Origin of the sequence: Mesorhizobium sp. M1A.F.Ca.IN.020.03.2.1, from assembly GCF_004023205.1 — a bacterium.
GTDB lineage: Bacteria > Pseudomonadota > Alphaproteobacteria > Rhizobiales > Rhizobiaceae > Mesorhizobium.
This window is the reverse complement of the sequence record NZ_RZSV01000009.1, coordinates 31,492-54,590: the sequence shown is the minus strand read 5'-3', so window position 1 is coordinate 54,590 and position 23,099 is coordinate 31,492. Positions and strand designations below refer to the sequence as shown.

41 protein-coding genes are annotated in these 23,099 nt (G+C 63.2%); 13 read left to right on the top strand and 28 right to left on the bottom strand.

The genetic code is table 11. From position 1 onward, the window contains the following. The 5 genes from hisD to EOA79_RS03265 form a co-directional block, all read right to left on the bottom strand. Window positions 1-905: histidinol dehydrogenase (gene hisD, locus EOA79_RS03280; RefSeq protein ID WP_128292862.1), on the bottom strand; the 905-nt coding region annotated here is incomplete at its 3' end. A gap of 9 nt (window positions 906-914) precedes the next feature. Then, the gene (locus EOA79_RS03275) at window positions 915-1,346 is read right to left on the bottom strand and encodes a DUF2948 family protein (RefSeq protein ID WP_066993786.1); all 432 of its coding nucleotides are present in this window, start codon (window positions 1,344-1,346) and stop codon (window positions 915-917) included. Between the two features lie 78 nt (window positions 1,347-1,424). Beyond that, window positions 1,425-2,717, bottom strand: a complete 1,293-nt coding sequence (gene murA / locus EOA79_RS03270; RefSeq protein WP_066993783.1) for a UDP-N-acetylglucosamine 1-carboxyvinyltransferase — start codon at window positions 2,715-2,717, stop codon at window positions 1,425-1,427. A 142-nt stretch (window positions 2,718-2,859) separates the two neighbouring features. Next, the gene (locus tag EOA79_RS32610; RefSeq protein WP_095802509.1) at window positions 2,860-3,036 is read right to left on the bottom strand and encodes a hypothetical protein; all 177 of its coding nucleotides are present in this window, start codon (window positions 3,034-3,036) and stop codon (window positions 2,860-2,862) included. Window positions 3,037-3,350: 314 nt separating this feature from the next. Next, window positions 3,351-4,232: a tyrosine-type recombinase/integrase gene (locus tag EOA79_RS03265; protein WP_164893814.1), complete on the bottom strand. Its 882-nt coding sequence runs from the start codon at window positions 4,230-4,232 to the stop codon at window positions 3,351-3,353. Window positions 4,233-4,256: 24 nt separating this feature from the next. Here EOA79_RS03265 and EOA79_RS32605 point away from each other — a divergent pair, with 24 nt between their 5' ends. After that, window positions 4,257-4,589, top strand: a complete 333-nt coding sequence (locus EOA79_RS32605; RefSeq protein ID WP_164748195.1) for a hypothetical protein — start codon at window positions 4,257-4,259, stop codon at window positions 4,587-4,589. Window positions 4,590-4,741: 152 nt separating this feature from the next. Here the strand turns inward: EOA79_RS32605 and EOA79_RS03260 are convergent, their stop codons facing one another. The 17 genes from EOA79_RS03260 to EOA79_RS03175 form a co-directional block, all read right to left on the bottom strand. Beyond that, entirely contained in the window at window positions 4,742-5,053 is a 312-nt protein-coding gene (locus EOA79_RS03260; RefSeq protein WP_127334957.1) for a hypothetical protein, read from the bottom strand. Between the two features lie 159 nt (window positions 5,054-5,212). Then, window positions 5,213-5,653, bottom strand: a complete 441-nt coding sequence (locus tag EOA79_RS03255) for a MucR family transcriptional regulator (RefSeq protein WP_127334956.1) — start codon at window positions 5,651-5,653, stop codon at window positions 5,213-5,215. 220 nt (window positions 5,654-5,873) lie between these two features. After that, window positions 5,874-6,689: a glycosyltransferase family 25 protein gene (locus EOA79_RS03250; protein WP_095825836.1), complete on the bottom strand. Its 816-nt coding sequence runs from the start codon at window positions 6,687-6,689 to the stop codon at window positions 5,874-5,876. Between the two features lie 77 nt (window positions 6,690-6,766). Beyond that, on the bottom strand, window positions 6,767-7,048 hold the full coding sequence (locus EOA79_RS03245) for a hypothetical protein (RefSeq protein ID WP_127334955.1): 282 nt from the start codon (window positions 7,046-7,048) through the stop codon (window positions 6,767-6,769). Window positions 7,049-7,282: 234 nt separating this feature from the next. After that, window positions 7,283-7,540 carry a hypothetical protein gene (locus EOA79_RS03235; RefSeq protein ID WP_127334953.1) on the bottom strand — a complete coding sequence of 86 codons (258 nt, stop codon included), beginning with the start codon at window positions 7,538-7,540 and terminating at the stop codon, window positions 7,283-7,285. Then, complete coding sequence (locus EOA79_RS03230) at window positions 7,530-7,928, bottom strand: hypothetical protein (RefSeq protein ID WP_095825840.1); 399 nt, start codon at window positions 7,926-7,928, stop codon at window positions 7,530-7,532. Before EOA79_RS03230 ends, EOA79_RS03235 begins: the two co-directional genes overlap by 11 nt. Then, complete coding sequence (locus EOA79_RS03225; RefSeq protein WP_127214613.1) at window positions 7,928-8,107, bottom strand: hypothetical protein; 180 nt, start codon at window positions 8,105-8,107, stop codon at window positions 7,928-7,930. The genes EOA79_RS03230 and EOA79_RS03225 overlap by 1 nt, the downstream gene beginning before the upstream one ends. Further along, complete coding sequence (locus tag EOA79_RS03220; RefSeq protein WP_127334952.1) at window positions 8,107-8,322, bottom strand: hypothetical protein; 216 nt, start codon at window positions 8,320-8,322, stop codon at window positions 8,107-8,109. Before EOA79_RS03220 ends, EOA79_RS03225 begins: the two co-directional genes overlap by 1 nt. Further along, on the bottom strand, window positions 8,322-8,558 hold the full coding sequence (locus tag EOA79_RS03215; protein ID WP_127214617.1) for a hypothetical protein: 237 nt from the start codon (window positions 8,556-8,558) through the stop codon (window positions 8,322-8,324). Before EOA79_RS03215 ends, EOA79_RS03220 begins: the two co-directional genes overlap by 1 nt. Next, a complete protein-coding gene (locus tag EOA79_RS03210; RefSeq protein ID WP_127334951.1) occupies window positions 8,543-8,758 on the bottom strand; it encodes a hypothetical protein in 216 nt (71 codons plus the stop codon). The genes EOA79_RS03215 and EOA79_RS03210 overlap by 16 nt, the downstream gene beginning before the upstream one ends. Beyond that, window positions 8,755-9,009 (bottom strand): hypothetical protein, encoded by a 255-nt coding sequence (locus EOA79_RS03205; RefSeq protein ID WP_095825844.1) that lies wholly within the window; start codon window positions 9,007-9,009, stop codon window positions 8,755-8,757. The genes EOA79_RS03210 and EOA79_RS03205 overlap by 4 nt, the downstream gene beginning before the upstream one ends. Further along, the gene (locus tag EOA79_RS03200; protein ID WP_127334950.1) at window positions 9,006-9,416 is read right to left on the bottom strand and encodes a hypothetical protein; all 411 of its coding nucleotides are present in this window, start codon (window positions 9,414-9,416) and stop codon (window positions 9,006-9,008) included. The genes EOA79_RS03205 and EOA79_RS03200 overlap by 4 nt, the downstream gene beginning before the upstream one ends. Window positions 9,417-9,418: 2 nt before the next feature. Next, a complete protein-coding gene (locus EOA79_RS03195) occupies window positions 9,419-10,525 on the bottom strand; it encodes a hypothetical protein (RefSeq protein WP_127334949.1) in 1,107 nt (368 codons plus the stop codon). Further along, entirely contained in the window at window positions 10,522-10,707 is a 186-nt protein-coding gene (locus tag EOA79_RS03190) for a hypothetical protein (protein WP_128292859.1), read from the bottom strand. The genes EOA79_RS03195 and EOA79_RS03190 overlap by 4 nt, the downstream gene beginning before the upstream one ends. Before the next feature lie 2 nt (window positions 10,708-10,709). Beyond that, the gene (locus EOA79_RS03185; protein ID WP_127334947.1) at window positions 10,710-11,021 is read right to left on the bottom strand and encodes a hypothetical protein; all 312 of its coding nucleotides are present in this window, start codon (window positions 11,019-11,021) and stop codon (window positions 10,710-10,712) included. Continuing rightward, entirely contained in the window at window positions 11,018-11,854 is an 837-nt protein-coding gene (locus EOA79_RS03180) for a hypothetical protein (protein ID WP_127334946.1), read from the bottom strand. The genes EOA79_RS03185 and EOA79_RS03180 overlap by 4 nt, the downstream gene beginning before the upstream one ends. Window positions 11,855-12,464: 610 nt before the next feature. Next, window positions 12,465-13,082, bottom strand: coding sequence for a helix-turn-helix domain-containing protein (locus tag EOA79_RS03175; protein WP_164748194.1), 618 nt, complete (start codon window positions 13,080-13,082; stop codon window positions 12,465-12,467). A 280-nt stretch (window positions 13,083-13,362) separates the two neighbouring features. On the opposite strand from EOA79_RS03175, the gene EOA79_RS03170 reads away from it, so the two are divergent. From EOA79_RS03170 to EOA79_RS03110, 12 genes are all read left to right on the top strand, one after another. After that, window positions 13,363-13,914 (top strand): hypothetical protein, encoded by a 552-nt coding sequence (locus tag EOA79_RS03170; protein ID WP_127334944.1) that lies wholly within the window; start codon window positions 13,363-13,365, stop codon window positions 13,912-13,914. Between the two features lie 94 nt (window positions 13,915-14,008). Further along, entirely contained in the window at window positions 14,009-14,218 is a 210-nt protein-coding gene (locus tag EOA79_RS03165; RefSeq protein WP_127334943.1) for a hypothetical protein, read from the top strand. A gap of 140 nt (window positions 14,219-14,358) precedes the next feature. Then, window positions 14,359-14,598: a GIY-YIG nuclease family protein gene (locus EOA79_RS03160; RefSeq protein WP_245322469.1), complete on the top strand. Its 240-nt coding sequence runs from the start codon at window positions 14,359-14,361 to the stop codon at window positions 14,596-14,598. Beyond that, on the top strand, window positions 14,595-15,497 hold the full coding sequence (locus tag EOA79_RS03155) for a helix-turn-helix domain-containing protein (RefSeq protein ID WP_127334942.1): 903 nt from the start codon (window positions 14,595-14,597) through the stop codon (window positions 15,495-15,497). Before EOA79_RS03160 ends, EOA79_RS03155 begins: the two co-directional genes overlap by 4 nt. Then, window positions 15,494-16,198 (top strand): hypothetical protein, encoded by a 705-nt coding sequence (locus EOA79_RS03150; RefSeq protein ID WP_127334941.1) that lies wholly within the window; start codon window positions 15,494-15,496, stop codon window positions 16,196-16,198. Before EOA79_RS03155 ends, EOA79_RS03150 begins: the two co-directional genes overlap by 4 nt. Beyond that, window positions 16,188-16,613: a hypothetical protein gene (locus EOA79_RS03145; RefSeq protein ID WP_127334940.1), complete on the top strand. Its 426-nt coding sequence runs from the start codon at window positions 16,188-16,190 to the stop codon at window positions 16,611-16,613. The genes EOA79_RS03150 and EOA79_RS03145 overlap by 11 nt, the downstream gene beginning before the upstream one ends. Further along, a complete protein-coding gene (locus EOA79_RS03140) occupies window positions 16,613-16,921 on the top strand; it encodes a hypothetical protein (protein WP_127334939.1) in 309 nt (102 codons plus the stop codon). The genes EOA79_RS03145 and EOA79_RS03140 overlap by 1 nt, the downstream gene beginning before the upstream one ends. Before the next feature lie 90 nt (window positions 16,922-17,011). Next, window positions 17,012-17,362, top strand: coding sequence for a hypothetical protein (locus tag EOA79_RS03135; RefSeq protein WP_095783013.1), 351 nt, complete (start codon window positions 17,012-17,014; stop codon window positions 17,360-17,362). Window positions 17,363-17,365: 3 nt separating this feature from the next. Then, the gene (locus EOA79_RS03130; RefSeq protein ID WP_127334938.1) at window positions 17,366-18,451 is read left to right on the top strand and encodes an SAM-dependent methyltransferase; all 1,086 of its coding nucleotides are present in this window, start codon (window positions 17,366-17,368) and stop codon (window positions 18,449-18,451) included. 14 nt (window positions 18,452-18,465) lie between these two features. Next, window positions 18,466-18,930: a hypothetical protein gene (locus tag EOA79_RS03125; protein WP_127334937.1), complete on the top strand. Its 465-nt coding sequence runs from the start codon at window positions 18,466-18,468 to the stop codon at window positions 18,928-18,930. Between the two features lie 131 nt (window positions 18,931-19,061). After that, a complete protein-coding gene (locus tag EOA79_RS03115; protein WP_127334936.1) occupies window positions 19,062-19,337 on the top strand; it encodes a hypothetical protein in 276 nt (91 codons plus the stop codon). Next, window positions 19,337-19,609, top strand: a complete 273-nt coding sequence (locus EOA79_RS03110) for a hypothetical protein (protein ID WP_127334935.1) — start codon at window positions 19,337-19,339, stop codon at window positions 19,607-19,609. Before EOA79_RS03115 ends, EOA79_RS03110 begins: the two co-directional genes overlap by 1 nt. Window positions 19,610-19,716: 107 nt before the next feature. On the opposite strand, the gene EOA79_RS03105 is transcribed toward EOA79_RS03110, so the two are convergent. From EOA79_RS03105 to EOA79_RS03080, 6 genes are all read right to left on the bottom strand, one after another. After that, on the bottom strand, window positions 19,717-20,571 hold the full coding sequence (locus EOA79_RS03105) for a ParB/RepB/Spo0J family partition protein (RefSeq protein ID WP_127334934.1): 855 nt from the start codon (window positions 20,569-20,571) through the stop codon (window positions 19,717-19,719). 79 nt (window positions 20,572-20,650) lie between these two features. Further along, window positions 20,651-20,980, bottom strand: coding sequence for a hypothetical protein (locus EOA79_RS03100; RefSeq protein ID WP_127334933.1), 330 nt, complete (start codon window positions 20,978-20,980; stop codon window positions 20,651-20,653). After that, window positions 20,973-21,251: a hypothetical protein gene (locus EOA79_RS03095; protein ID WP_127334932.1), complete on the bottom strand. Its 279-nt coding sequence runs from the start codon at window positions 21,249-21,251 to the stop codon at window positions 20,973-20,975. The genes EOA79_RS03100 and EOA79_RS03095 overlap by 8 nt, the downstream gene beginning before the upstream one ends. An 11-nt stretch (window positions 21,252-21,262) precedes the next feature. Beyond that, entirely contained in the window at window positions 21,263-21,775 is a 513-nt protein-coding gene (locus tag EOA79_RS03090) for a hypothetical protein (RefSeq protein WP_127334931.1), read from the bottom strand. Window positions 21,776-21,779: 4 nt separating this feature from the next. Then, window positions 21,780-22,280 carry a hypothetical protein gene (locus tag EOA79_RS03085; RefSeq protein WP_127334930.1) on the bottom strand — a complete coding sequence of 167 codons (501 nt, stop codon included), beginning with the start codon at window positions 22,278-22,280 and terminating at the stop codon, window positions 21,780-21,782. Window positions 22,281-22,327: 47 nt separating this feature from the next. After that, a complete protein-coding gene (locus EOA79_RS03080; protein WP_127334929.1) occupies window positions 22,328-22,930 on the bottom strand; it encodes a DUF6011 domain-containing protein in 603 nt (200 codons plus the stop codon). Between the last annotated feature and the right edge of the window lie 169 nt (window positions 22,931-23,099).

Genomic DNA, 23,099 nt, shown 5'->3' with positions numbered 1-23,099 from the left:
GAGCCTGCCGCGGCCGTCGCGGCGCGCGGCAGGCTCTTCAACTGGCGCTCGACCGCCTGCTCCACCGCCGTGCCGAATGCGGCATTGTCGGTGATCAGGATCGACTGCGCCGACGCGTCGTGCTCGGCTTGCGCCAGCAGATCGGCGGCGATCCAGTCCGGATCGTTGTCCGCATCTGCCACGACCAGCACTTCCGACGGCCCGGCGATCATGTCGATGCCGACGCTGCCGAACACCTGGCGCTTGGCTGCCGCGACATAGGCATTGCCCGGCCCGACGATCTTGGCGACCGGCCGGATCGTCTCGGTGCCATAGGCGAGCGCGGCGACGGCTTGCGCGCCGCCGACGCGATAGATCTCGGAGACGCCGGCAAGGTCGGCCGCGACCAGAACCAGCGGATTGATCACGCCGCCGGAGGCCGGCACCACGATCACGATGCGTTCGACACCGGCGACCTTGGCCGGCACGGCGTTCATCAGCACCGAGCTCGGATAGCTCGCTGTGCCGCCGGGCACATAGAGCCCCACGGCATCGATCGCGGTCCAGCGCGAGCCGAGCTCGACGCCGGCGGCGTCCGTGTAGCGGTCGTCCTTCGGCTTCTGCCGCTCGTGATGGGAGCGGATGCGGTCGCGTGCGAATTCGAGCGCCTCGACTGTGGCTGGGTCGGCCGCGGCGTATGCCTTTTCGATGTCGGCCCTGGAGACGGCGATGCCGAGCCTGCTGAGATCGGCCTTGTCGAATTTCAGCGTGTAGTCGATGAGCGCCTTGTCGCCTTCGGCGCGCACGCGCGCGACGATGTCGCGCACCACCGCTTCGACGTCGGCCGACACTTCGCGCTTGGTGGTGAGGAATGCCGAAAAACGCAGCTCGAAATCGGCGTCGGTTTGGCTAAGCGTGATGGCCATCGTCGGTGCTCAGGTCCTGTGAACCGGGCGCGAGGTGGCTTCCCAGGAGCCGCCGACATCGGCGAGCCGCGCCTCGATGCACTCGACGTCGAGCATGATCGTGCCGCCTCCGGAAAAAACCAGCTCGATGATGCCGGCCGGCTTGCTGAATGCGACGAAGCTGACCGCCAAGAGCGACAGTATCTCCGCCGGCTTGTCGCGGGCGATGCCGCTGGTCTTGGCGCCGAGCACGCGGTCGAAATGCAGCACGCACTGGCGCCGTTCATTGTGCTGGCGGAAGAAGCCGGACCTCGCCTCCCAGACGAAGCGGTTCATGGTCAGCACGAAACGTTTGGCCGCCGGCAGGTATTCGAGGTCGGAGACCTTCATCACGGCGTCCTGGACGTGGGCCGAGATGATGCTCAGATCCTGGTCGTCGAGCGCGATGAGCTTGAGGGCCATGCGGAATGCGCACCTGAAGGTTGATTAGTCAATCTTCTGTTATGCGGTCTTTCCGCTCTGCGCAACCGAGGCGCTTTGTCAGCCCGAAATCCGCTCGATCACCGCGCCGCAGCCGGAAAGCTTCTCCTCCAGGCGCTCGAAACCGCGGTCGAGGTGGTAGACCCGGTTGACGGTGGTTTCGCCTTCGGCGGCAAGCCCTGCGATGACCAGCGACACCGAGGCGCGCAGGTCGGTCGCCATGACCGGCGCGCCCTTCAGCTTGGCGACGCCGTCGACGATCGCCGTCTGGCCGGACAGCGTGATGTGGGCGCCGAGGCGGGCAAGCTCCTGCACATGCATGAAGCGGTTCTCGAAGATCGTCTCGGTGATGCGCGACTTGCCCTTCGCCATCGTCATCAGGCCCATGAACTGCGCCTGCAGGTCGGTCGGGAAGGCGGGGAAGGGCGCGGTCGTCACATCCACCGGTGCGATGCCGGCGCCGTTGCGCTTGACGCGGATGCCGGCATTGGTCGGCGTGATCTCGGCGCCGGTCTCGGCAATGACGTCGAGCGCGCTCTGCAACAGGTCGGGGCGCGCGCCTTCCAGCACCACGTCGCCGCCGGTCATCGCCACCGCCATGGCATAGGTTCCGGTCTCGATGCGATCGGGAATGACGCGCACGCGCGCCCCCGACAGCGCCTCGACGCCCTCGATGGTGATGGTGGAGGTGCCGGCGCCGTGGATCTTGGCGCCCATGGCGATCAGGCATTCGGCGAGATTGACGATCTCCGGCTCGCGGGCGGCGTTTTCGAGTACCGTCTCGCCCTTGGCGAGCGAGGCCGCCATCATCAGCACATGGGTGGCGCCGACCGACACTTTCGGGAACACGTAGCGGTTGCCGTGGAGACGACCGTTCTTGGTTTTGGCGACGACATAGCCGTTGTCGACGTCGAGCTCGGCGTCCAGCGCCTGCAGGCCTTCGAGGAAGAGGTCGACCGGGCGCGTGCCGATGGCGCAGCCGCCCGGCAGCGACACCTTGGCCTCACCCATGCGGGCAAGCAGCGGGCCGATAACCCAGAAGGAGGCGCGCATCTTGGACACCAGCTCGTAGGGCGCGGTGGTGTCCACGATGTTGCGGGCGGAGAAATTGATGGTGCGCGAATAGCCCTCCTGCTGCTTCTCGCGCCGGCCGTTGACGGAATAGTCGACGCCGTGATTGCCGAGGATGCGGATCAGTTGCTCGACATCGGCCAGATGCGGCACGTTTTCGAGCGTCAGCGTGTCGTCGGTGAGCAGCGAGGCGATCATCAGCGGCAGCGCCGCGTTCTTGGCGCCCGAAATCGGAATGCTTCCGGCAAGCTTATTGCCGCCGACAATTCTGATGCGATCCATGAAAGAACGTCCCCTCGGCCCGGACGGGCCGGTTTCAATCGGTTGAGTATATCCGGCTCTAGACTATCGGCCGGTGCGGTTCAAGAAATAGGATTTCCCCATCTGTGGACCGAGTGTGATCGGCCAGTGTGGCTGATTTCGGTTAGTCCTTGTGCATTTTTCCAGCAGTCGGCAATCCTTCCGGCCGATCATCAGGATTGCCATCCCGCCGCGAACGGGCCTGCGCCTTGCGCTTCTGCAGGTTGGCACGCAGCGCCTCGGCCAGCCGGTCCTTGCGCTCGCCGTCGCGTTTTTTCGGCGGATTTGGCTTGTCGTTCATCGCCGGTCCTCGCCGGCGGATAGCCGGCTGTGGTTCAGGCATAGTTAACATTGTGGCGCCGCCATGTCATCGAAGCCTGCTCGCAAGCGGCTTCCACAGCCGCGGCATTCGACACATGCCGCGGGAAAACCGCGCAGCGATTTCGCACGAAGGCATGCGTCGTTTTAAGGTTTTCTTGGCCTTGCGCTTGCCGGTTCGTTATGGCAGAAGCGCCGCCATCGCAGGCTGCGGTAGCTCAGTGGTAGAGCACTCCCTTGGTAAGGGCGCAACCAAGATGGAAACGCGGCCCTTTTTCTAGCAAAATCAGATTGTTATCAGGCAGGCCGTTTTCGGCTGGTGTAAGGTCTCGTAACCACTTTGGTTGCTTTGTCACCAGCGTTCGCCGCCTTGCGCGGCTTCTTCTTCCCGAAGACCTTATCGATGACGCCCTTGCCCTCGCCGTGGGTGTAGTTTTCGAGGAGGAGCTTTTTCGTTTTCCAACGGCCCTTGTTTGCCGTGGTGGCGATGTCGACGCCGTTGCGCACGATCATCTCGGTGGCGAAGCTGTGACGGCCGGGTTGATGGGTGCCAAGATAGGGGATGCCGGCCTTTTCGCAGATGCGCTTGATGTCCTTGTAGACCGAACCGCGCTGGATATAGCCGAACAGGCGGGTGTTCGGCTTCTTAGCGGCCCGGCCGTTGTGGCGTGGGGCTGAGCGCCTATTCTTCCAGGGTACGCGCACCTCCCATGCGGCCAAGCGTTCCCGCTTCCACTGGCGGAGTTCCTGGATCTCGTAGACCATCTCGACCGTTAGATCGGCCTCGCCGTCCTCGCCATTCTTCGTGTCGCGGAAAATGACCTTGCGGTTCACCAGGTCGACATCAGGCGAATCATCCTCAAGCGCGATCGCCTCCGAGACACGGGCGCCGGTCTGGTAGATGAATAGCATCAAGGCGCTGATTCGGGGGTCGTCGCTGTGCTCCCGGAATGTGTCGATGTAGGAACGGTCGACCGCGCGCTTGGGCGGGGTGCTCGGCCGGCGGACGTCCTTGTCCGATTTCTTGAACCCTTTGATCACCACTTCTCGACATTTGCCGTCATCGGCACTGAGATTGATGACGGCCCGGGTGGGGATGATCACCTGCCGGTTCCATGTCGTGTAAGCAGCACCGGGGTACAGCACCTTGGCGGCGGCACGCACGCCCGATCCGGTCATGTCCGAGATCCTGGTGTCGGCGAAATGTTCGAGCAGCTTCTGGATGTAGCTCTCGCTCTTGCCGGCTTGCAGATAGGCCTCGACGGCTTGGGCGAAGGTGAAGAAGTCCTTTGGGTCGAGATCGATTTCCTGCTGGGCACGCAGCTCGCGATTCAGGCGGACCTTGTTCGCTTTGGCTTCGTCAGTTTCGCCAGTGCTCTCGTGTACGCGCTGCTCGCCTTGCCGGGTTGGGACCCTTCCGGTGAGCCACCAGAACCGGCCGCGCTTGTAGATCGTGAGCGGCATGACGCTTTACTCCACAAAAACAACTCATCGATCTGCCGCGGCGAGATCAGCACCTGCCTGTCGACACAGTAGCAGAGGCCCGTCTTGATCGCCTTCTCGCGCAACGACCTGGCGGACATGCGCAACCCTTTGTCGCGAAAACGCGACGACCAGTATTCCGGTGTCTGCGACATGGTCAGCACTTCGGGCGGCTGGTCATTCATGGCTCTTCCCGGTCGCGGCAGTCATCTCCTCGAAATCTTCTTCCTCGGGCGCGCGCTCGTGCGCATCGATGCGCGCCAGCTCGTCCCATTCCTCGCAGATTCGTATTCGGACTCGTCGCCGTCGAAGAACGAATGTCGCCCGAGATCGCGGTGCATGCGCCAACGGGTTTCGTCGGCGTAGCGACGGGTGTGGAAGGGCATCACCCAATCGGGCGGTGTCGGCTTCCAGGCGTCGTAGCTGGCCCAGGGGTCACCGTGCATCGGAACATCCTCGACCAGCCAGGTCTGCGAATTTCCCTTGAAGCCGAACAGGCTGTCGCCGGCCTCGATCACGGCGACAGCCCCGTCGTGCACCGCCGCGTGAAGATATGCTCTGGCACGACCTGGTAAGGTCCTTCGAACCACCACCGCCTCTGGCCACTGGAGAAGCCGAGGCGCAGGGAATCGCCCTTCGCAAGTCGCTCAATGACGGCGGTGACTTTCATGGCGCGCCTACTGGAAGGCGCGGCGCGCGGGCGTCTTGGTGCGGATCGGCGGCACCTTGGAATGCCGGCCGAGGCCAGAGGCCTTCGCCAGCCGCGACCGCGTGGCGGAATAGTTCGGCGCCACCATCGGGTAATCCGCCGGCAGACCCCACTTCGCGCGGTAAGCGGCGGGCGTAAGACCGTGGTCGGTCATCAAGTGCCGCTTGAGCGATTTGAACTTCAACCCGTCTTCCAGGCAGATGATGAAATCGGGATGGATCGACTTCTTGGGGTGGACGGCCGGCTCCTTCGGTGCGGTCGCGTTGACGACCGCCGGGCCGTCAAGCTTGCGCACAGCGGCGTTCACGCATGCGATCAGCTCCGGCAATTGCGCGGCTTGCACCGGGTTGTTTCCGACATAGGCCGAGACGATCGAGGCCGTTAACTCGATGTAGTTCTTGTCTTCCATGCTTACTCTCCGTGGTAGGGGTTGTGTCGTCGAGGTCAGATCGCCTCGGGTCGACCTGGTGACGGGCGCGCTTGCCCGATTGGCGCCGGCGTCTCGAGGAGATCGATTTCCATCATTGCTGGCAAACTGCTCATGCTGCTTCTCTTTGCTACCAAATCGGTGCTCAGTGTAACCATTTCGGTTACAATAATGTCAAGCAAAAAAGGCGGTCTAATTTTCCCTAGGTCTTGCTGCAGAAAGCACCTGTTTGATCGGCAAACATGACCTCGGTTCGCCAATGGCGGCGCAGCGTGTGTCCCAGCCGACGGAGCGCCTGCAAGACCTTTCGCTGCAGCCACGGCTTCTCCATCAAGTTCCCGGGAAAGCGAGGATCGCTGTGCACGGCGAGCGCCGGCACTTCGATCAAAGGGGAACCCTTGGGATAGAAGCTCTGCGTTTGAACGCTCAGAGCCGGGATCATCTGATAGGATTTCAGACTACCGGCGATCCCGCAGGCGGGGTTGAACTTCACATGGTCGACCGCATCCGAGAATACCCTGGTCATCGCCAACAGGCGCTCGGCCGCAGTTTTCGATAGAATGTATCCGCCGGACCCAAAAGAGAAGCTCCGCAAGCGCGCCAGTTCGAAGCCGTCGCGCAGCGCAAGTACGGTGCGGTCCAGCCACACCCTTCCGACGACTGTCTCGACCTTGACCAGGTCCGCGTCGCGAGGAACCCAGCTGGCCTCCTCGACCAGGAACAGACCGGCCCGCTTGGATATCAACATGTCGTCTTCGAAAACGCAGCCGTAAGCGTCCGGACCCGACGCGATCCGCTCCCAGCATTTTCGATGGCTCAGGAAGCAGCCCACCTCTTCCGGCGTCATCGCGGCCACGCCAGCTATGGGCTTGTAGACGTCCGCAATCTCAGCGTCGCTAAGCAGGCGCCCGTCCACCGCCGGCACTCGTTCAAAGGCTGCTCCGATGGAGTTGAGACGATCAGCCATGCGCTGCATTCTGCCCGGGCTGCGGTCCAGGTTGATGATGTAAGATTTCATGGAGGTTATTCGACACCAGTTGCGGGTCGATCCCTTACTTGAACCGCGCAACAAAGGCGGATCACGAATGCTTGAGCCTATTTGTGATCAGGTCGTGGCGCGCCGGCCCCTATGACGCGCAGGCCTGCTTCGGTGAGACGAACATAGGTCCAAGGGTACCCGTCGCTCCCTTTGAGGCTCGCCGGCCTGTAGGTCTCGACGAGGTTGCTATTGACGATCGCCGTGATCGCTCGGTTGGCGGTGGCTTCGAAATTGCTGAAACGGCCCTCCCGCTGGAGGATCGTCAGTATGCGCTCGGGGGTGATCTGCTTTCGCGGGATATCGTCGAGACCGACCGACCAGCAGTCGATGAAGAACATCTCAGTTTCGCCCGGCGGCTAGGCTCATGGCTGTGCCTCCGGAGCGCGCTCGAGTCTCAGGTAGCCGAAGCCAGGCCCCGAAAGGATCTTGTGGCCAGCCGCACGCAATTGGCGCACGTAGCGATATACGGTGCGGGGTGCAGATGCCGACTCGCTCGGCCAGCATCTCGGCCGTGACGACGTCGGGACCGATCTCCGCCAGGAGCTGGTCTCTTTTTAACTCTTGGATGTCGCTCATAGTAGCGATCCTTGTTCGGCAATTGAGGATGGAAGTTCGATCGAGGAAGTCGCGGTGATCGGCATGGGTCGGTACCCACGGGCCATCTTCACTAAGTCTCCAAACGGGTTTTCGCGTTTGAATTCACCAATGCGGTTGAGATTGACCCAATGCGCCGCGTGGTAGCCGAACATGTAGAACTTGTAGCGGGCGAGGGCGTCCCATGCCTTTTGCTCCGCGGTCTCCATCGCCGCCAAGATCCGCTCAGACATCATTGGCTCTCGCGATGAGTTTCGTCTTGAGCTTCCCGCCCTTGGCTTTGGTCTCGATCGAGATCGGCACGCCCGGGCGCTGCTCGAAGATCGTGGCGAGCACCTTGCGAACCTGGTCGGCGCCGGGCGCATCGGTGGCGAGGATCATCAGCGCCGCGTCGGCGAGCGCCTGATTGATGTTGGCTGCAGTGGCAGCGACCGAGGGGGCGGCGCGCACCCTCGCCCGGCTACGCCGCCGGGCGAGGCGGAAATATTCCCGCTTTTGATCCTCGTTCAGGCTGGTGAAGCTTCCCGGCTTTGGCGCGTTCTTCGCCGCCAGCAGCTCATAGAGCTGCGTCAGCGCCTCGTCGGGGCTCTTTTGCTTTTGGACATGTCCAATTGGAGTTTCCATCAGGGCGCCGCCGCCAGCAAAATGCCTATCAGGATCAGCAGCGCGCCGATGAACCCGACTATCGCGCCGAAGACATATCCCTCGATCGGCACCCATCGACCGGTGAAATCGAGGTAGGCGCGCCGGCCGCAAGCGCTGAGCATGATGATGAAGCCGGCGGCCAGGAAGAACGTGCTCATCAGGTGCCCGCGATGTTGGCGTGCGTGGTGATGATGTTCGCGCCGCCGTCGGCGCGACCAGGATCCGAGTCGGCCGGCGCAAGCCGGAAATAATTGAGCGCGGCTTCGGAGACGGCGCACTCCGCCAGGTCCTCGACCGACCGGCCTTTCTCGGCGGAAATGGCCTTCATGCGAGCTGCGGTCATCTCGTCGACATACACGGAGATGATCGGCATCACTCGCCGCCTTCGCCTCTACGAGGCCGCGCCTTGGTGATCAGCACCACCTCGCCGTTCGGATAGATCAGCTCGACTTGCTCGTTGCGGCCGATGCCGTCGAAGATCGTCGTCAGCTGGGACGTCAGGGATTCGTTGGCGCGCTCCAGCAAGTCCATCTTCGCCTGCGTCTGCGCCTGGGCGATGCGCAGTTGGAGGTCCGAAATCCTCGGGGGGTGCGCTACTTCGTTAGGCATGGGTAAGTCTCCTCGTTATGGTCAGGGGTAAAGGGTATGTAGCCGCAGCTCGCCTTGAAGCCGATGAAGGGGTGGTTCATGAGATCCCAGTCCACCTCCATGTGGCAGGCCCGGCATTCTTCCATGTGATCCATGCCGCAGCGGGTCGACCTGGTGGCCGCGCCCTTGCATGCCGCCTTGCGTGGATCATGCTCGCTCATGCTGCCTCCTCGTCGGGCGTCAGGTCGGCGTAGGGCGCGAAGCCCCGAAACTGGATGCCCGTGTGCAGCAGCTCGCCCCACTCACCCCCGCTGTCGCGATAGATGATGCGACGCTCGCCATAGGCGGCCAGGCATTGCTCGACGACGCGCTCGGCATCGTTGGTCACGCTCGGCAGGTCCGGCCGGCAGCGGTCCGCAATGAAGACCATCCCAGGCGTGACGGCGAGCTCGGCGTAGCTGGCGCGCCTCATCGAAAACCCCTGTGGAGCTTCGGGAAAGGCCGGCTCGGGATCTTCCGTTTCGGCTTACCCTTTCCGGTCCGTCCCTCGAGCCGCTTCGTCTTCGCGATCTCGCGTTGGTCGACCGGTGTTTTGACGCCATGCGTGGGCTTGTTCAGCGCCACGATGTAGTCGAGCGCGCACGATGGCGGGATGGTGTCATGCGCTTCTGGGTCCCAGCGCCGCCGCTGCAACGCCGGATCGTGATCGAACTGAACACCGTCGAGCGGGTTGAGCCGCGCGCCGCTGGGCTCCTTGCCCCCTTGGCGCACGACGATCTCAAGCTTCTCGCGGACGCTGAGCGCGCGCGGCCGCCAGTTTTCGGGCGGACCGAGCACCTGGGCGCCGTGGTCGGGAAGGAATGCGATCCGGCCGGCCATGATCAGCCCGCGCTCGGCGGAGCGAGCGCAGCGAGCCTCCGCGCCTTGATCTTGTCGGCCAGCTGGCGACTGCTCTCGTCGTCGTGGAATTGATCCTCGACGTCGAACTCGGTCCAGATTTCCTCCACAGCCGCGGTCGACTTCGCACCTTGAAGGGCGATCTGGAAATCCTCGAAGAACTTGCCGTAGTCGAAGGCCGCTGGTTGCTCCTCCTCGGCGGCTTCTGCGCCGTCGTGCATGCCCTCGACATCCTTGTCGAACCCGTTCTCGGGGATAGGGTCGACGGCGTCGAGGCTGGGCACCGGTGGCGGCGATGGCGGGGTAAGCCTCGCCCTGGGTGCCGGCTCGTCGTCGTGGTGCTCGATCAGATCGCCGGCGATCTCGCGGGCCTCGAACTCGTCTCGCACGCCGCCAAGAACGTCGCCGAATAGCTCGCGCAGACAGAAACCAGCTGCGCGCCATTGCTTCATCCGCTTGGGATGGCGGAACCAGGAGGAATCGTTAGGCACGTCGTCCCACACATGCTGATTGTTTTTCCAGACCTTGCCGCGACGGGTCGGACGTTCGTCCCAGAGGCCGGCTTGCTTGGCATCCGCGACCGAATAGGCCTCGACCTTCATTTCCCCTGTGTCGGAGCGCACCGCCTTGCACCAGCCGATGGTGCGCTCGTCGACGGTGTTCATCTGGGCAACCACGTCCTTGTGCAGGCCGAGATTGAGGAGCGCCTCTTTCGTCGCATCGCGCAGATAGCCCAGCTCGACCGATTTCGCTCTGCCCGACTTTCGAACGACGTTGATCAGTCCGTCGCCGTAAAGCGCCGGCTTGCCGCCGATGACGGTAAAGCTGCGCAGCGCCACCATGGGCGGCAGGCCGAGCTCCGCGCCGGACATGATGACGATGGCCACGGCGCTGGTGCCCTTCTTGCCCCAACGCTTCCAGGCGTCGTCGCCGGCATCCTCGGCCGGTTCGCGACCGACAAGCGCCTGTGGCGCCAGACCGGCCTCGACGATCATGGTGGCGAGACGCCACGTTTCCTCGATCGACTGAGGGATTATGGCGCTGATCGCGCCGCCGACCATAAGGGCCGGTACCTGAGCCCGTTCGTTCATTTCCAATCCTCGAGGTTGAAGCTGTTGGCGCGCCAGGTCCGGCGCATCTCGTCCTGCTCGATGCACATGTCGTTCCACGCGAACCAGAAAGCGGCGGGGACTTCGCGGAAGAGCCGACTGCAAGCGGCGCTGATCATCACGGGCAGCCAGAAAATGACGATGGCAACGCGGACCAAGCGCATAGCTATTTGTCCACGTCGTCGAAGAACGACCGGTTGCCGTTCTCGTCGAGCAGCGTTCCGTCGGGCGACCACTGGTGCCGGCCGTTAGGATGCTTGGCGGCGCGCTGCTCGTCGGTGCGCACGTCGATTGCGAGGATGGCTGTCTTGGCGGCGTCGGAATGATCCTTAATCTCGGCGACCGTGACGGACGTCTCGCGGCCGCGAACAGGCACCATGACGCGGGAGCCGACAGCCACGTCGAAGGCGCCGGCGAAATAGTCGTAGGTTTTGTCGCTCTCGCCGAATTTCACGGCGACGATCTTCTGGTCGGTCATGCTGCCCTCTTGTCTGGAACCCGCTCCATGCCGGCCGGCAGGGCGGCGTCTTTGTTGCGCGCGATGCGGCCTGCGATCTTCTCGATCGCCTCCCGGACCTCCGGCTCGTCTTTCAAGGCCACAACCAGCGCGTCGTAATCGGTGATGTTCGCGACCCAATAGGTGTGCAGGGACATCTTGGCGCCGGTCCTGCCAGCGAAGACCGGACGGGCTTGGGCCTCGCGTGCGGCTTCCGCTGCGCGCTGGGCCAACTGCCTTGCCTCGGCCTCGGCTTCGAGCCGCCGGGCCTCCTGGTCGCTCTCCTGTGCGAACGAAGATGCGAGGCCGGGTGAAGTGTCGGCTTCGCGCTGAGCCTTCTCCTCCTCGGCCGCGCGCGCGACGTCGGCCGCCCGCTGCTCAGCCGCCTCTGCCTCGCGCCGAATGCGATCTGCGTCCTCGCGAGCCTTGCGCTGGCGCTCCTGCTCCAGGCGGTCCAGTTCTTTCAGCCACGCCTCACCATGCTTTTTCAGCTTCTTGGCGAGGTCCTTGGCATCGGTCCGCAGATCGCGCCATTTGTCATCGACGGCGTTGCCGCCATCGAGCCAAGGACGCTTCTCGACGTTGAATTGTTCGTCCGCCTTGGTGGCGATTCCGGCGAGCCGCTTTGCCCAGACGCCCGCCTGATCGGCCTGCTCCTGGGTGCTGATCGGCTTTTTGAGGAAGCCCTCGACCGTCTCCTTCTCGGCGGCCAGCTCAAGGGTCAGGTCTTTGTGCAGATCGCCGGTCTTGGCCGGGAGGTTGTGTTCCTTCGAAACCGACGGAGGCTCATCTGGCCAAGGCTCGCCGGCCAGCACCGAATGATAGAGCGCTTCGGTGATCGGGTTGCGGCAAGCATAGTTCCAGACCCTATCGGCCTCCGCTTCCTTGCCGCCCTGCAGGCAGATGACATTGCCCGATGCGTCGCGCCAAATGGCAACAGGAACCAGGGGCGCATCCTTGAATGGACGGTTCCTGAAAAATCCTGACTCCGGGCTGTCGGCAGAAGGGGCGAGCAGGAGCAGCTGATCGTTGGTCAGCTCGCGATATCCGCCCGCCAGTTTCAAGGCCTGACGCCACCATGCATATTGGTCCGCCGTCATCCGTCTGTTTCCTTTTGTGTTACACGTGAAACCATTTTGGCAACGCAATGGGCGCGACGAAGCGGTCGCGGGGCGCAGTGCTGCTTAGATTGGGAGAACCCGGCCGAGCTGGTGCGGGCGAATGGTGCGGGGGGGTCACACCGGCCCGGCCGGGAACACGCAGATACTCAACACATGACCGCGAGGCATGATGGGAAAATACAACCAGGGGCAACTGGGCCATCGGTCTAGCGATCCTTCTGCGTGAATAGGATCGTAACCGATTTGGTACGTTTTGCAAGAGCTGTACCCAAATTGGTTACATCTCGCGCAAAAAAAATGCAGATCAGAGTGTGGAAATCCTCAGCCGGGCGCGTCCGATGACCTTCAAGTCCTTCGGCTGGACGGTTTCGTTGACCGCCGCGGGGTTGTCGTTGTGGACCTGGACGGCGCCTGCCGTCGTGGGCGAAAGGTAGCGCCACTGCACCGCGCCGGCGATCTCTAGGGCGAAGATGCCGGGTCGATTGGGGGTGTTGTCGTCCAGATCGATCACAAGCGCATCCCCTTTGGCAACAATGCCATTGGCCTGGTAGGCGTCGACCATCATGAACCGGAGGTTGTGGCCCGTTGAGTTCGGCAGCATCCGGGCCAGAAACTCAGGATCCAGCACGAGGCCTGGCGTTTGATTTTTGCCGCCGGCGATCTCGAACACCTGGTTGAATTTGCTGACGTCAATCGCCGCAAGCTCCGGAAACATAAGCTCTTCCGGCCTGACATTGAGGTGCGGCGCGATTCGCTCCGCCCACTTCAACGTGAGTTTCCGGCCGTTTGGGCCATCCTCTTCCTCGAGGCGGCCCATCTGGGGCCTTGTGGTGCCAACGCGACGCGCAAGCTCAGCCTTGGTGAGCCCGGCTTTCTCCCGGAAGTGCTTAATTCCATTCGCCATATCAATGCGGTAGCTCAAAACGATTTCCTGCGAAACTGTGCCAGAATGGTTACAAGCCTTGACTTGTAACCAAATTGGTGACAAAACCCGCCCATGGAAAACCTGCATCAACTGACGAAGTGGCGTGAAGAACGCAATCTAAGCACTGCCGACGTGGGCCGGATGATCGACTGTACGCGGCTGACAGTCGATCGGTACGAGGCCGGCCGGATGCCCAGGCAACCATATCTCGACCGCATCGTCGTTATGACCGACGGTGAGGTGAACGCAAACCATTGGTTGGGCAGGGAGGCGGCAGATGTTGTTGCACAGTGCCGGACTTCGGCTTGACCCGAGATACGATCCACACGGTTCCTCGTTCCGTCCGAAATTGGTCGGCGCGTTCAACAACTTCCCAAGCCGCAACTCCAAGCGGTTTCCAGCAATCATCGTCATGGGCCATCGGCATTCCCCTTGCGGTTGTCGCGATGATGGCGGGGAAATTGTTGGATGTGTCCGACAAGGCATCCGAGAATCCCGATGGGTCGTCGTTCCTTCTCCTGTTTTTTGTGAGGAATCGATGCAGGATATTGCTGCAGAGCTACAACAGGTGGTGTTCAAAGCCGCCGGAACTATCAAACCAGGTATGGGCATCAAAGCTCAGATCAACGCTGCCTGTGACGCGCTGGGCTATCCGCGTGGCCACTGGCGGGTGAGGGATGCTTGGTACGGCACCGCTTCCAACTGGAACGGCAAAGCCATCTTCGACCTCCTCGGCCGCTACAACCGTTTGTGCCAAAAGGCAGGCTCCGATGTGGAGCCGGTTAACGAACCTGTAGCCGTCATCGCGAAAGCTTCGAACAGGGGCTGATTTTGACGGAGGTGTGATTTCCTCCGCCAATTACTTCCGCCTTAGGTCCGCACGGATGTTTCAGGTTGAAACATTCCCAGGAGGTTTAATAAAAATGAAGCAGACTGACGGCGGGCAGGCGGTAAACGGTGAAGTAAAGACAGTTATGGCCGGGTTTTGTCATACAGCAAGGAGCATTGGATCGGCTGCCGCCGAGCGAAGTGCAACTGTGCATCTGGTGGCTGCAGCGGCATATCTGGGAGAAAACGTCGGTCCTACCATGACTAAACAAATCCTGTCGGCGGTGTTGGCGTCGATTGGATAGGCAATGAACTACCGCATTGAACGGCAATACCATTTGTAGCTTGTAGGATTGCCGCTCCTCGCAGTTGAGAGAGCGACATGACGATAATTCGTAAGCATGGCCCGAGACCGGTCCGCGAGGATCGGGCCTTCGTGTATGTGATGACGGCTGAGCACGGCGGGGTCAAGATCGGGATGTCGACCGATCCCACCCGCCGCTGCAAGGCCGTAAATCGCAACAAGGCCATCAAAGCGGTGGTGGTGTTCCAGCGGCACTTCGCAGACCATCAGGACGCTGAGCGGCTCACCCACATTGCCCTGGCCAAATGGCACCTGTCTGGCGAGTGGTATAGTTGCCCGGTTGAAACCGCGGTCGCGGCAGTTGAGGCACTGCCAACATGAGCCATGCCGCCACAAATTGGGCCATAACCCAGCGCGGGCTCAAACCTGCCACGCGCATCGTCCTCTGGCATCTCTGCGACCGCCACAACCCCGACCTTGGCTGCTTCCCGTCCCAAGACAAGCTCGCCTATGACTGCGAGATGTCGCGCTCTGCGCTCAATGAGCATCTCAAGATCCTGGAGCTGACCGGCCTAATCCGCCGGGAGCAGCATATCAACCCCCGCACCAAACAGCAGGAGAACACGCGCTATCGGTTCGCGTTCGAGGCCGATTTCGTCACGGCAGAAGATGTGGTGGAGCCGAGTCCGGAATCTGGACACGGGGCCGAGTCCGGAAAAGAGGGCGAGCCGTGTCCGGAAAATGCCTATAGCCGAGTCCGGAATCCGGACACTAACCCTGTAAGGGAACCAGTAAGAGAACCTCCAGGGCGCGCTGACGCGCCGGGCGGAGGGGATTTCGATATGCTGTGGTCCTCATGGCCAGAGAAGATGCGACCGGACAGCCGGGAAGCGGCTGCGAAGACGTTCGCAAGCCTTGAAGCTGACGGCAAGGCGCTGGCGGTTGCGACGGCGGGGACCTATCGAACAACCATGATCCTTCGGAAGGAAAAGCCCATGATGATCCCCTTCCTGAAAAAGCAGCTCTTCCTCGAGTTCCATGGCGCGCCACCCATCGACAAGGACGGGGATTTCGTGATCACCCCCGAGCGGCCCGAGTGGGGCGCATGGCTGGGCTCGATCCGCCGCCACTATGGTGAGCCGGGCGTGCAAAGCACGATTAAGTGTCGTCGCATCCTACGGAAAACACGTTGGCCGAATGATCTTTCGCTTGCCAATCGTGTAACCAATTTGGCAACATCCGGAACCGTAACGGATACTGCTTCGGCGGCTCGGGCATGATGAAGATGAAGCGCCTTTTTCTCGATACGCCCGCCGAGCTGGAGAAGCGGATCGACCGCTTTATCGAGCACATGCGGCATGCCGAGGACATCTTCTTCACCAAGAACAGGCGGGGCCTGCCCACGCCGCGCCACCTGCTCTGGATACTGTTTGGCGACGCCGTCGACACGGCCCGAAACATGCCCGACTTCGAACGCCGCATGGTCTCCAAGGTCGGATCGGCTATGCCCTCGTCGCGAGAGACCGAGCATCAGGCCTATGTGCGCGAGCTGTCGCGCATGGCCGACGGGATGCCACAGTACGACAACACCGAAGTTCGCATCGTGGTTCACCAGTCGGCCGCCGATCGCATGGTCGACATCATGGACCTTCTCCGCTTCGTGCGGGCAGGGCGGCAAGGGCAAGACGCGCAGCGCTACAAGCGGACGTTCCTGGCGCATGCCGGCGGCCACGGCGTCGAGTTCTGCACCCGCGTCTGGGACCGGCACCGCGTCGAGGTCATGTCGAGGCAGGCGTTGCACGACGTCAAGAGCCGCGTCCTGGGCCAGATCCTTGTCGGCATCGAGAAGGAGTTTGGCCTCGTCCGCACCAGCCGGAGCTTCCGGCGCAAGACCGTTCGGGAGATCGACCAACTTCGGAGGGAACGCAAGCGCGAGGAGAAACGTCGCCGGCGTGAGGAGCAGGAAAACAATGCCGGTTGACATCGCGATGCCGCGCAATCTGGTCGATCGGCGCAAGAACTCCGGCCATGCCGCGGTCTGCGCCGTCGGGTTCGAGGCCGACCCGGGCGTCTTCCGGCTTGCGACGGCCGAGAACATCGAAGCGCATCTCCCTCAGCTCCAGCCCGGCCGGTGGGAGAGGCTACATTTCGCGCATGTCGTCTGGACGCCGGGGCTCGCTGCGGCGCGCACCATAGTGCTTGGTGCCGAGCGGACTCTCGCCAACTGCCATCTCGGCCAGCACTGGTACCGGGCAAGTCTCGACATGCTTCACGGCGTGATCCTGGCCGAGGCCGCATCCCTTCGGTCTCCTATCTGGTCGCAGTCCGAGATGATGCACATGCTCATAGGTCAAGCCCTTCGCGCTGCCGACCGTTTTGCGGCGGGGATCATCTGATGTTCCCGACAGCCGACCAGATTGCCCTTGCCATCGTAATGGCCTGCCGGCCGCACCGAGAGGATCCGTTTGCGGTGTGCGCCGGCGAACTCGGCGTGCGCGCGCGTCATCTCGCCATGGAAGCCTTGATCATCGCCTTCCCTGACGCCCGTCGAGTTGGGCTCGGCAAATGTCTGGCCTACGGCACGCCGCGCTCGGCGCAGGGGCAGGTGATCGGCGCCAAGAAAAGCAAGTGGTGGAGCGACGACCACGTCGACGAGGTCGTCGGCGCCATCGTCGCCGAACAATACGGCGAACAAGCGCAATGACCTCCTTCCTTTCCCGTTTCATCCGCCGTTTTCGCGGCCGCGCAATCCCGCGCGTGTCGTGTCGCGGCATCTACCTGAGGATCAACTGAAATGGACACTCTACAAACCGCCGGCACCGAGCCGCTGGATGTCGACGAAGACTTCTCGGAAGCCGTCTCCCAGGAACTGGCCCGAGATCCCTCCCAGCCGAAACCCTCGGTTCGCAACATGATCGCCACCACCGGTATGTCGCTGAAACGGCACATCGACCGGCTGCGCACCAAGGAGACCGAACTTGAAGCGACCAAGGCCGCCGCGACGGTCGAGTACGAGCGCGTCATCGCCCAGGCGAAGCTGGTGCGGGACAATTGCTACCAGGAGACCGACGCCGATCTCCACCAGATCAGGACGACACTCGAGGTGCTCGATCCGGCGCGGGCCAAGCTGTCTGAAATGGCATAAGCCATGGAGGCGGTCGTCCCCTTCGACGATTCCGGACTCGCTCATGTCATCGAGCGAGCTCGGATGCTGTTCGACGACGGCGACGTCGCATCGGCACGCATGCTGGCCGCTGGCGCCTATGACCAGGCGAAGGCGGCAGGCAGCTACGCCACCCGCTTCCATGCCGGCGAGCATCTGATCCGGAAGGCACGCCGGCTCCAGGGTGACGCGCTGCTGATCGAAACGCGCGCGAAGATCACGATTGCCACCGAATGGACTGCCGCCCAGGAAAAAGGGGAGGCCTCGAAGGGCGGCAGGCCGAAAACCGTTCCAGACGGAAACGGTTTCACGGCAGCCGAAGCCGGGCTCACCCGAAAGGAAATCCACGACGCTCGCAAGCTGGCCGATGCCGAGCGGCGGGATCCTGGCATTGTCGAGCGGGTGATCGCCGGGCGCGTCGCGGAAGGACTCGAGCCGAGCCGGGCGAATCTGCGCGTGGCGATCGGCACCGACACCGCCAGCGCGGCCGAGCGCGGCAACAATCTCTACGAGACGTGCCCGGAAGCGGTGCACACGCTGCTGGCGCTGGAGACCTTCGGCCCTCGCATCAAGGAACCGGCATGCGGTCGCGGCGCGATCTCGCGCATGCTGGAAGCGGCCGGCTACGACGTCGCGCTTTCCGACCTCGTCGACTACGGCACCGCCGATCGCCATGGCGTCTTGCAGGACGTTCGGGATTTCCTCACCAGCGAGGCAGGCGACGATTGTGACGATATCGCCACCAACCCGCCCTACGGCGGCGTGCTCAACGCTTTCGTCGCGCATGCGCTGCGCGTGCACCGGCCGCCGAAGATGGCGCTGTTGCTCAACCTGAATTTCCTCTGCGGCTTCGACGATCCCGACCGCAACTACGCCATGGACGATTGCAAGCCGGCGCGCATCCATGTCTTCACGCGGCGCCTGCCGATGATGCATCGCGACGGCTGGGACGGCAACGAAGCCTCGAGCCGCATGAACCTGGCCTGGTTCGTCTGGGAACAGAACCTCGTCGGCGACTATGCCGGGCCGACGGTCATCAATCGCGTCGACTGGAAAGACTACCAGCCGTGAACGTCCAACCCTTCTTGATCGGCGAGGGTTGGATCGAGGTGCTCGATGGCAACGACACCGCGCGCGACATCTTCCACCGCCACTATTCCCGCTATCGCTACGCCGACGGGCGGCAGCCTGCGTTGTTCGTCGGTCCGGGCGAAATGCTCGTCTTGCTCACGGCTGACGCCGGCGCGGTTTCGGCTTGGCGACGCGAGCGGCACCGCTTCGATAATCAGCAAGGCGTCAACTGCGCGATCTTCCGTCGAGAGACCGGTGAAGTCGCAAGCGAGCTGCTTGCCGCCGCAATGGCGATCGTTTGGCAGCGCTGGCCGGGCGAGCGGCTATTCACCTTTGTCGATCCCCGCGAGGTCGAGCCCACCTGGAGCGCAGGGCGACCCACATGGGGCCACTGCTTCTATCAAGCCGGCTGGCGCTACGCCGGCATCACGAAAAAGCGGCTGCACATTCTGGAGTGCCGGCCGGAGTGGGTGAGTTGATGCCTGCCCACCGCAGCTCGGCCGAAGCCGAGATCCGAGATGCCGCTGTGGCTCGCATCCGCCAGCGCCGCCCCGATGCCAGGATCACCCGCCGATGAAGCCGATCCCGAAATTTTCGAAAGGACTGCAGCATGAATCACTTCGCCGGCTTCACTGTCCCCGTCGCGGGAGGTCATTACGCCATGCTGCGCTTTGCCGAGGACGGGCAGGCTGAGCCGGTGCTCGAGGACGGCGGCAAGCCGCGTCTGTTCCCGACCGAGCTGGAGGCGCAGAAGGCGGTCACCGACCATTTGTTGGCCTACTTCAATGGCCGGTTAAGGCGCGACGGGGAAACTCTCTCCACGGCCCGCGACGCGGCCGAGCGCATTTTTCGCAAGGGCCGGATGATTCCGGTGGAGCACCGCTGATGACAGGATTTCGCGAGGGCTGGGCTCTCAAGTCGCCGACTGCCGTCACCACACACTACTTTCGCCGGCGCGGTCTCGGGCTCGCCGTCTCGCTCTGCGGATCCCAGGACGCGCCGGCCGGATGGCTCATCGAAAATTCGGGCGCCGGGCAATGCGAGCGGTGCGCCATACTGCGGGAGAAGGAACTCGCTAGATTGGACGCTGCGCCGCCAGAGGCGGCCGAGGACGAGCGCGGCGACCATCGGGCGTGTGATGGGAAGGCCGGCGACTGACGCGCGCTGGCGGAGCCTCTACACTCGACAAGAAAATGGGGCAGCGGAGACCAATCCGCTGCCCCTCCCTACCACAACCCGCCGGCCGGAGCCGGCGGCGCGGATTCCTACACCAGCATCGAGCGCGCATGTGCCTGGCGCAGCTGCGACTCCATCGAACGGATGGAGCGCGACGCCGCCGCCAGCGTGTCGGCCCACTTGTCGGCCTTGCTGGGGTCAACCGACTTCAAGGCGATGCACTCGCCGTCCTTGAAGCCGCCGGCGATCGCGGCGATGATGCGCTCGACCGTCTTCTCCATCCGGCTCACGGCGGCCATATCGTCTTTCGAGGGCTCCGGCCTATTCTCGTCGTCGAACATGCCGCCCTGCTCGATGCGGTCGCGGACCGCCTGCGCCGCTGCCTTGATGCTCGACCAGTCTTTCAGCTTGCCGCTGGAGAACAGCCTCACGATGTTGATCTGATCGGCCGTGGGGAGGTCGACCAGGTCGTTTGCGTGGCCGAGCGGGAAGGCGCCACTGTCGACCAGCTTCTGGATCGTCTCGTCGAGATTGAGGAGCGCCGTGCGGGCCTTGATGCGCGTCGGCTGGACGCCGATATCCTTCGCCAGCTGCTCGACCGTCCAGCCGCGGTCGATCATCGCCTGAAAGGCGCGTGCTTCCTCCAGCGGCTTGATGTCGGCCCGGGCGAGGTTTTCCACGATCGCCTGCAGCGCCATCTCATTGTCGTCGATCTTCACGACCTCGCAGAGAATGTCGGCCGCCTCGATGAGCTGGTGAGCGCGCCAGCGGCGCTCGCCGCCGACGATCATGAACTTGCCGTCGACGGGGCGGACCGTGATGGCCTGGATAAGGCCTCGCTCGCGGATCGATTCCGCCAGCTCGCGAAGCTTCACCGGGTCGAAATGCTTGCGCGGCTGGTCGGGGTTCGGGATCACCAGGTTCAGGGGGATGCGCTTCTTCATGGTCTTGGTCTCCGTGGTAGGTAATTGTTTAGCAACATCAAGAACTTAGCCTGTAACCGATCTGGTTACAAGTGGGTTACTAAGAAAAGTTGCCGACCAGTTCTGCAGCGCGACCAGGAAATGCCTTCGCGACCGAGCGCGTCCAGATGGTCGCTCGATAGCCCTGCCCACAATCTAGATCGCAAGAGAGATTGCCGACCCTTGTGATGCGCCAGCCGTCCGGCATCGGCTCACCGGCAAGCCAGAGGATGCAGCGGCGCGCGTCGTCTCGCCGGGCAAAGTCCTCGGCAACTCGGTCGTGGTAGGCCGTCACGGAATACCAGTCGCCGCCGTCGCGCTCGGTGTAATAGCCCGGCGCCAGCGATTTGATCGCCTGTATCAGCTCGTCGGGGGTCCGAACGTCAGCCATTGCCCTGGCCCTCCGTCCTGGCACGCGCGGCCGCGAGAAACGAAGCCGTGCAGATGGTGAAGTCGCCGCCGGCGCCGCCGCCGATATGGGCATGGTGATACTCGTCCAGCTCGTCGAGCAGCGGGCGGATGTCGCCCCAGGTCGGATAGGCTTCCTGGTTGCTTTGCCAGAACTCCCCCAGCGTGCCGGTCCACTCCGGCTCGCCGAGGTCGAGCGGGTTCTTCACATGGCCCACGAACAGATGGACGGTGGTGGTGATGTCGATCGTCATGGTGGCTCTCCTCAGTCCATATTGCAGCGAGCGAGCGCGGTCGCGTAGTCGACCCCGGTCTCTTCGGCATAGATCGCGGCCTGATCGCCGGGGCGATTGGTGGCGGCCTCTGGCGCCGGCGGCTTGGCCTTGGCGATCGCCTCCATCACCATCGCGTTGTATTTCAGGGTCGGGTCGCGGATGACGCAGAGCCGCAGTGCGGCCAGCAAGTCGGGCCCGGCCTGCTCACGCCGGATCGCCGCGCGCAGGCCGGCGAGCATGTCGGCAATACCCACCTGCAGCAGATCACCCTCGAAGCCGGAAATGAAGGACTGAGCCTGAGTGAGATCGTCGACGGTGTCGCGGGCGTGATCGAAGGGGATCTTTTCCACCAGCTCGTCACGAAGCTTCTTCGCGGATTCGAGCGTGATGGTCTCGGTGCCTCTCGTGCCGCCCTTGGGGCCGTAGAACGAGACGCAGACCTGGTCGAGGTGGGGCGTCGAATGGCCGTTGGCGGCCACGCTGATAAAGATCGCGTCAGCCATGGTCTCAGCCCTCCGCCTCGATCTTCTCGGCCAGCGGCATGATGACCTCGTCCCAGATCGCTCTGCAGATTGCGTTATCGGAATGGTCAGACACGACATCGTAGCCCGAATTGCCGTAGATCAGCTGGAACCACCCGAGTTTGTCGCCGGTCGGGCTCCGCAGATGGATGGCGTCCTCGTCGGTCGAGAACAGCGCCAGCATGATCGCCGCCTTGTCGTCGGAGCGTTTCACCACCCAATCCTCGCCGTCGTTGACGGAAATCAGGTGGCCCCGGTCGAGGCAGGCCTTCACCAGGGCGCGGGCAATGCGGCGCTCGGCGCGGATGCGGTTGACAGTGTCGCGCGACCGGCGCGCTAGCGCCTGCTCGATCGCTTCGTCGAAGCCAGTCTTCGGCTCGCCGATCTCGGCATCCTCGGCCAGTCGGGCGGACAGCGCCTGGTTGCCCGAGGCGGCGAGAGCATTGCAGATAGCCAGCATCTCGGCCGGCGTAACGTTGATGGTCATGATCATTCTCCGTGATAGGGGGTGGATCTCGAGGAAGGCGCGGGGGATCAACCCCACGCCAGTCCCCAGCGCTTGGCGCACACCGGCCCGTAGCCGACGTCGATGGAGCGGTGATCGGTCAGCTCGGTCGCGCAGAAACAGCAATTGCCGGTACGCTTGCCGTGGGCGGCGCCGGCCTTCGAGGGGTTCTCGGCCAGAGCGGTGAGAGCCGTGACCAGGCCGTCAGGACCGGGCGACCGACGCGAGCGGGTGAACTCGCCCTTGCGGTCGATGCGGCCGTACCAGTCGCGGCTCTCGAACGATCCGGGCGACGACACGTTGATCTGGCCGGCGTGGGCGGAGCGCTCACCGGCGAGAGCGAGCACGACCGTCTCGCCGTTGATGTCGAAGCGGATCTTCGGATGCTTGAGCTTGTTGGCGATCGCCGTGTCGAACAGCGCGATCAAGCCGTCCATCGAGCCGACCTTGGCCTTCGGCGCCGCGGGCTCGCCGGCCTGTGCGCGCTGGGTCAAGGTAGCGACCCAGGGCCACTGCCGTTCCGAGAGACTCGAGCGGCTGTCATACTGGTGCAGGAGTGAAGCGGCGAACTCCGCGTCGCGGCCGTGCAGCTTCGGAGCTGACTGGCGCAGGGCTTCGATTTCGAGGTTCAATCTGGTCTCCGTGGTAGGGATTTCCCAGATCGGTGCGGCTCCGGCGGTTATGCTAGGCCTGGCCCGTCCCCGGTTCGATTTCACTCGGCCGGTCAGTTTGACGAGAAGTCACCAATCGCCGGCCCGTTGCTGAAAGGGGAGTTCCGGCGAAGGCTGCAGCGGTGAAAGG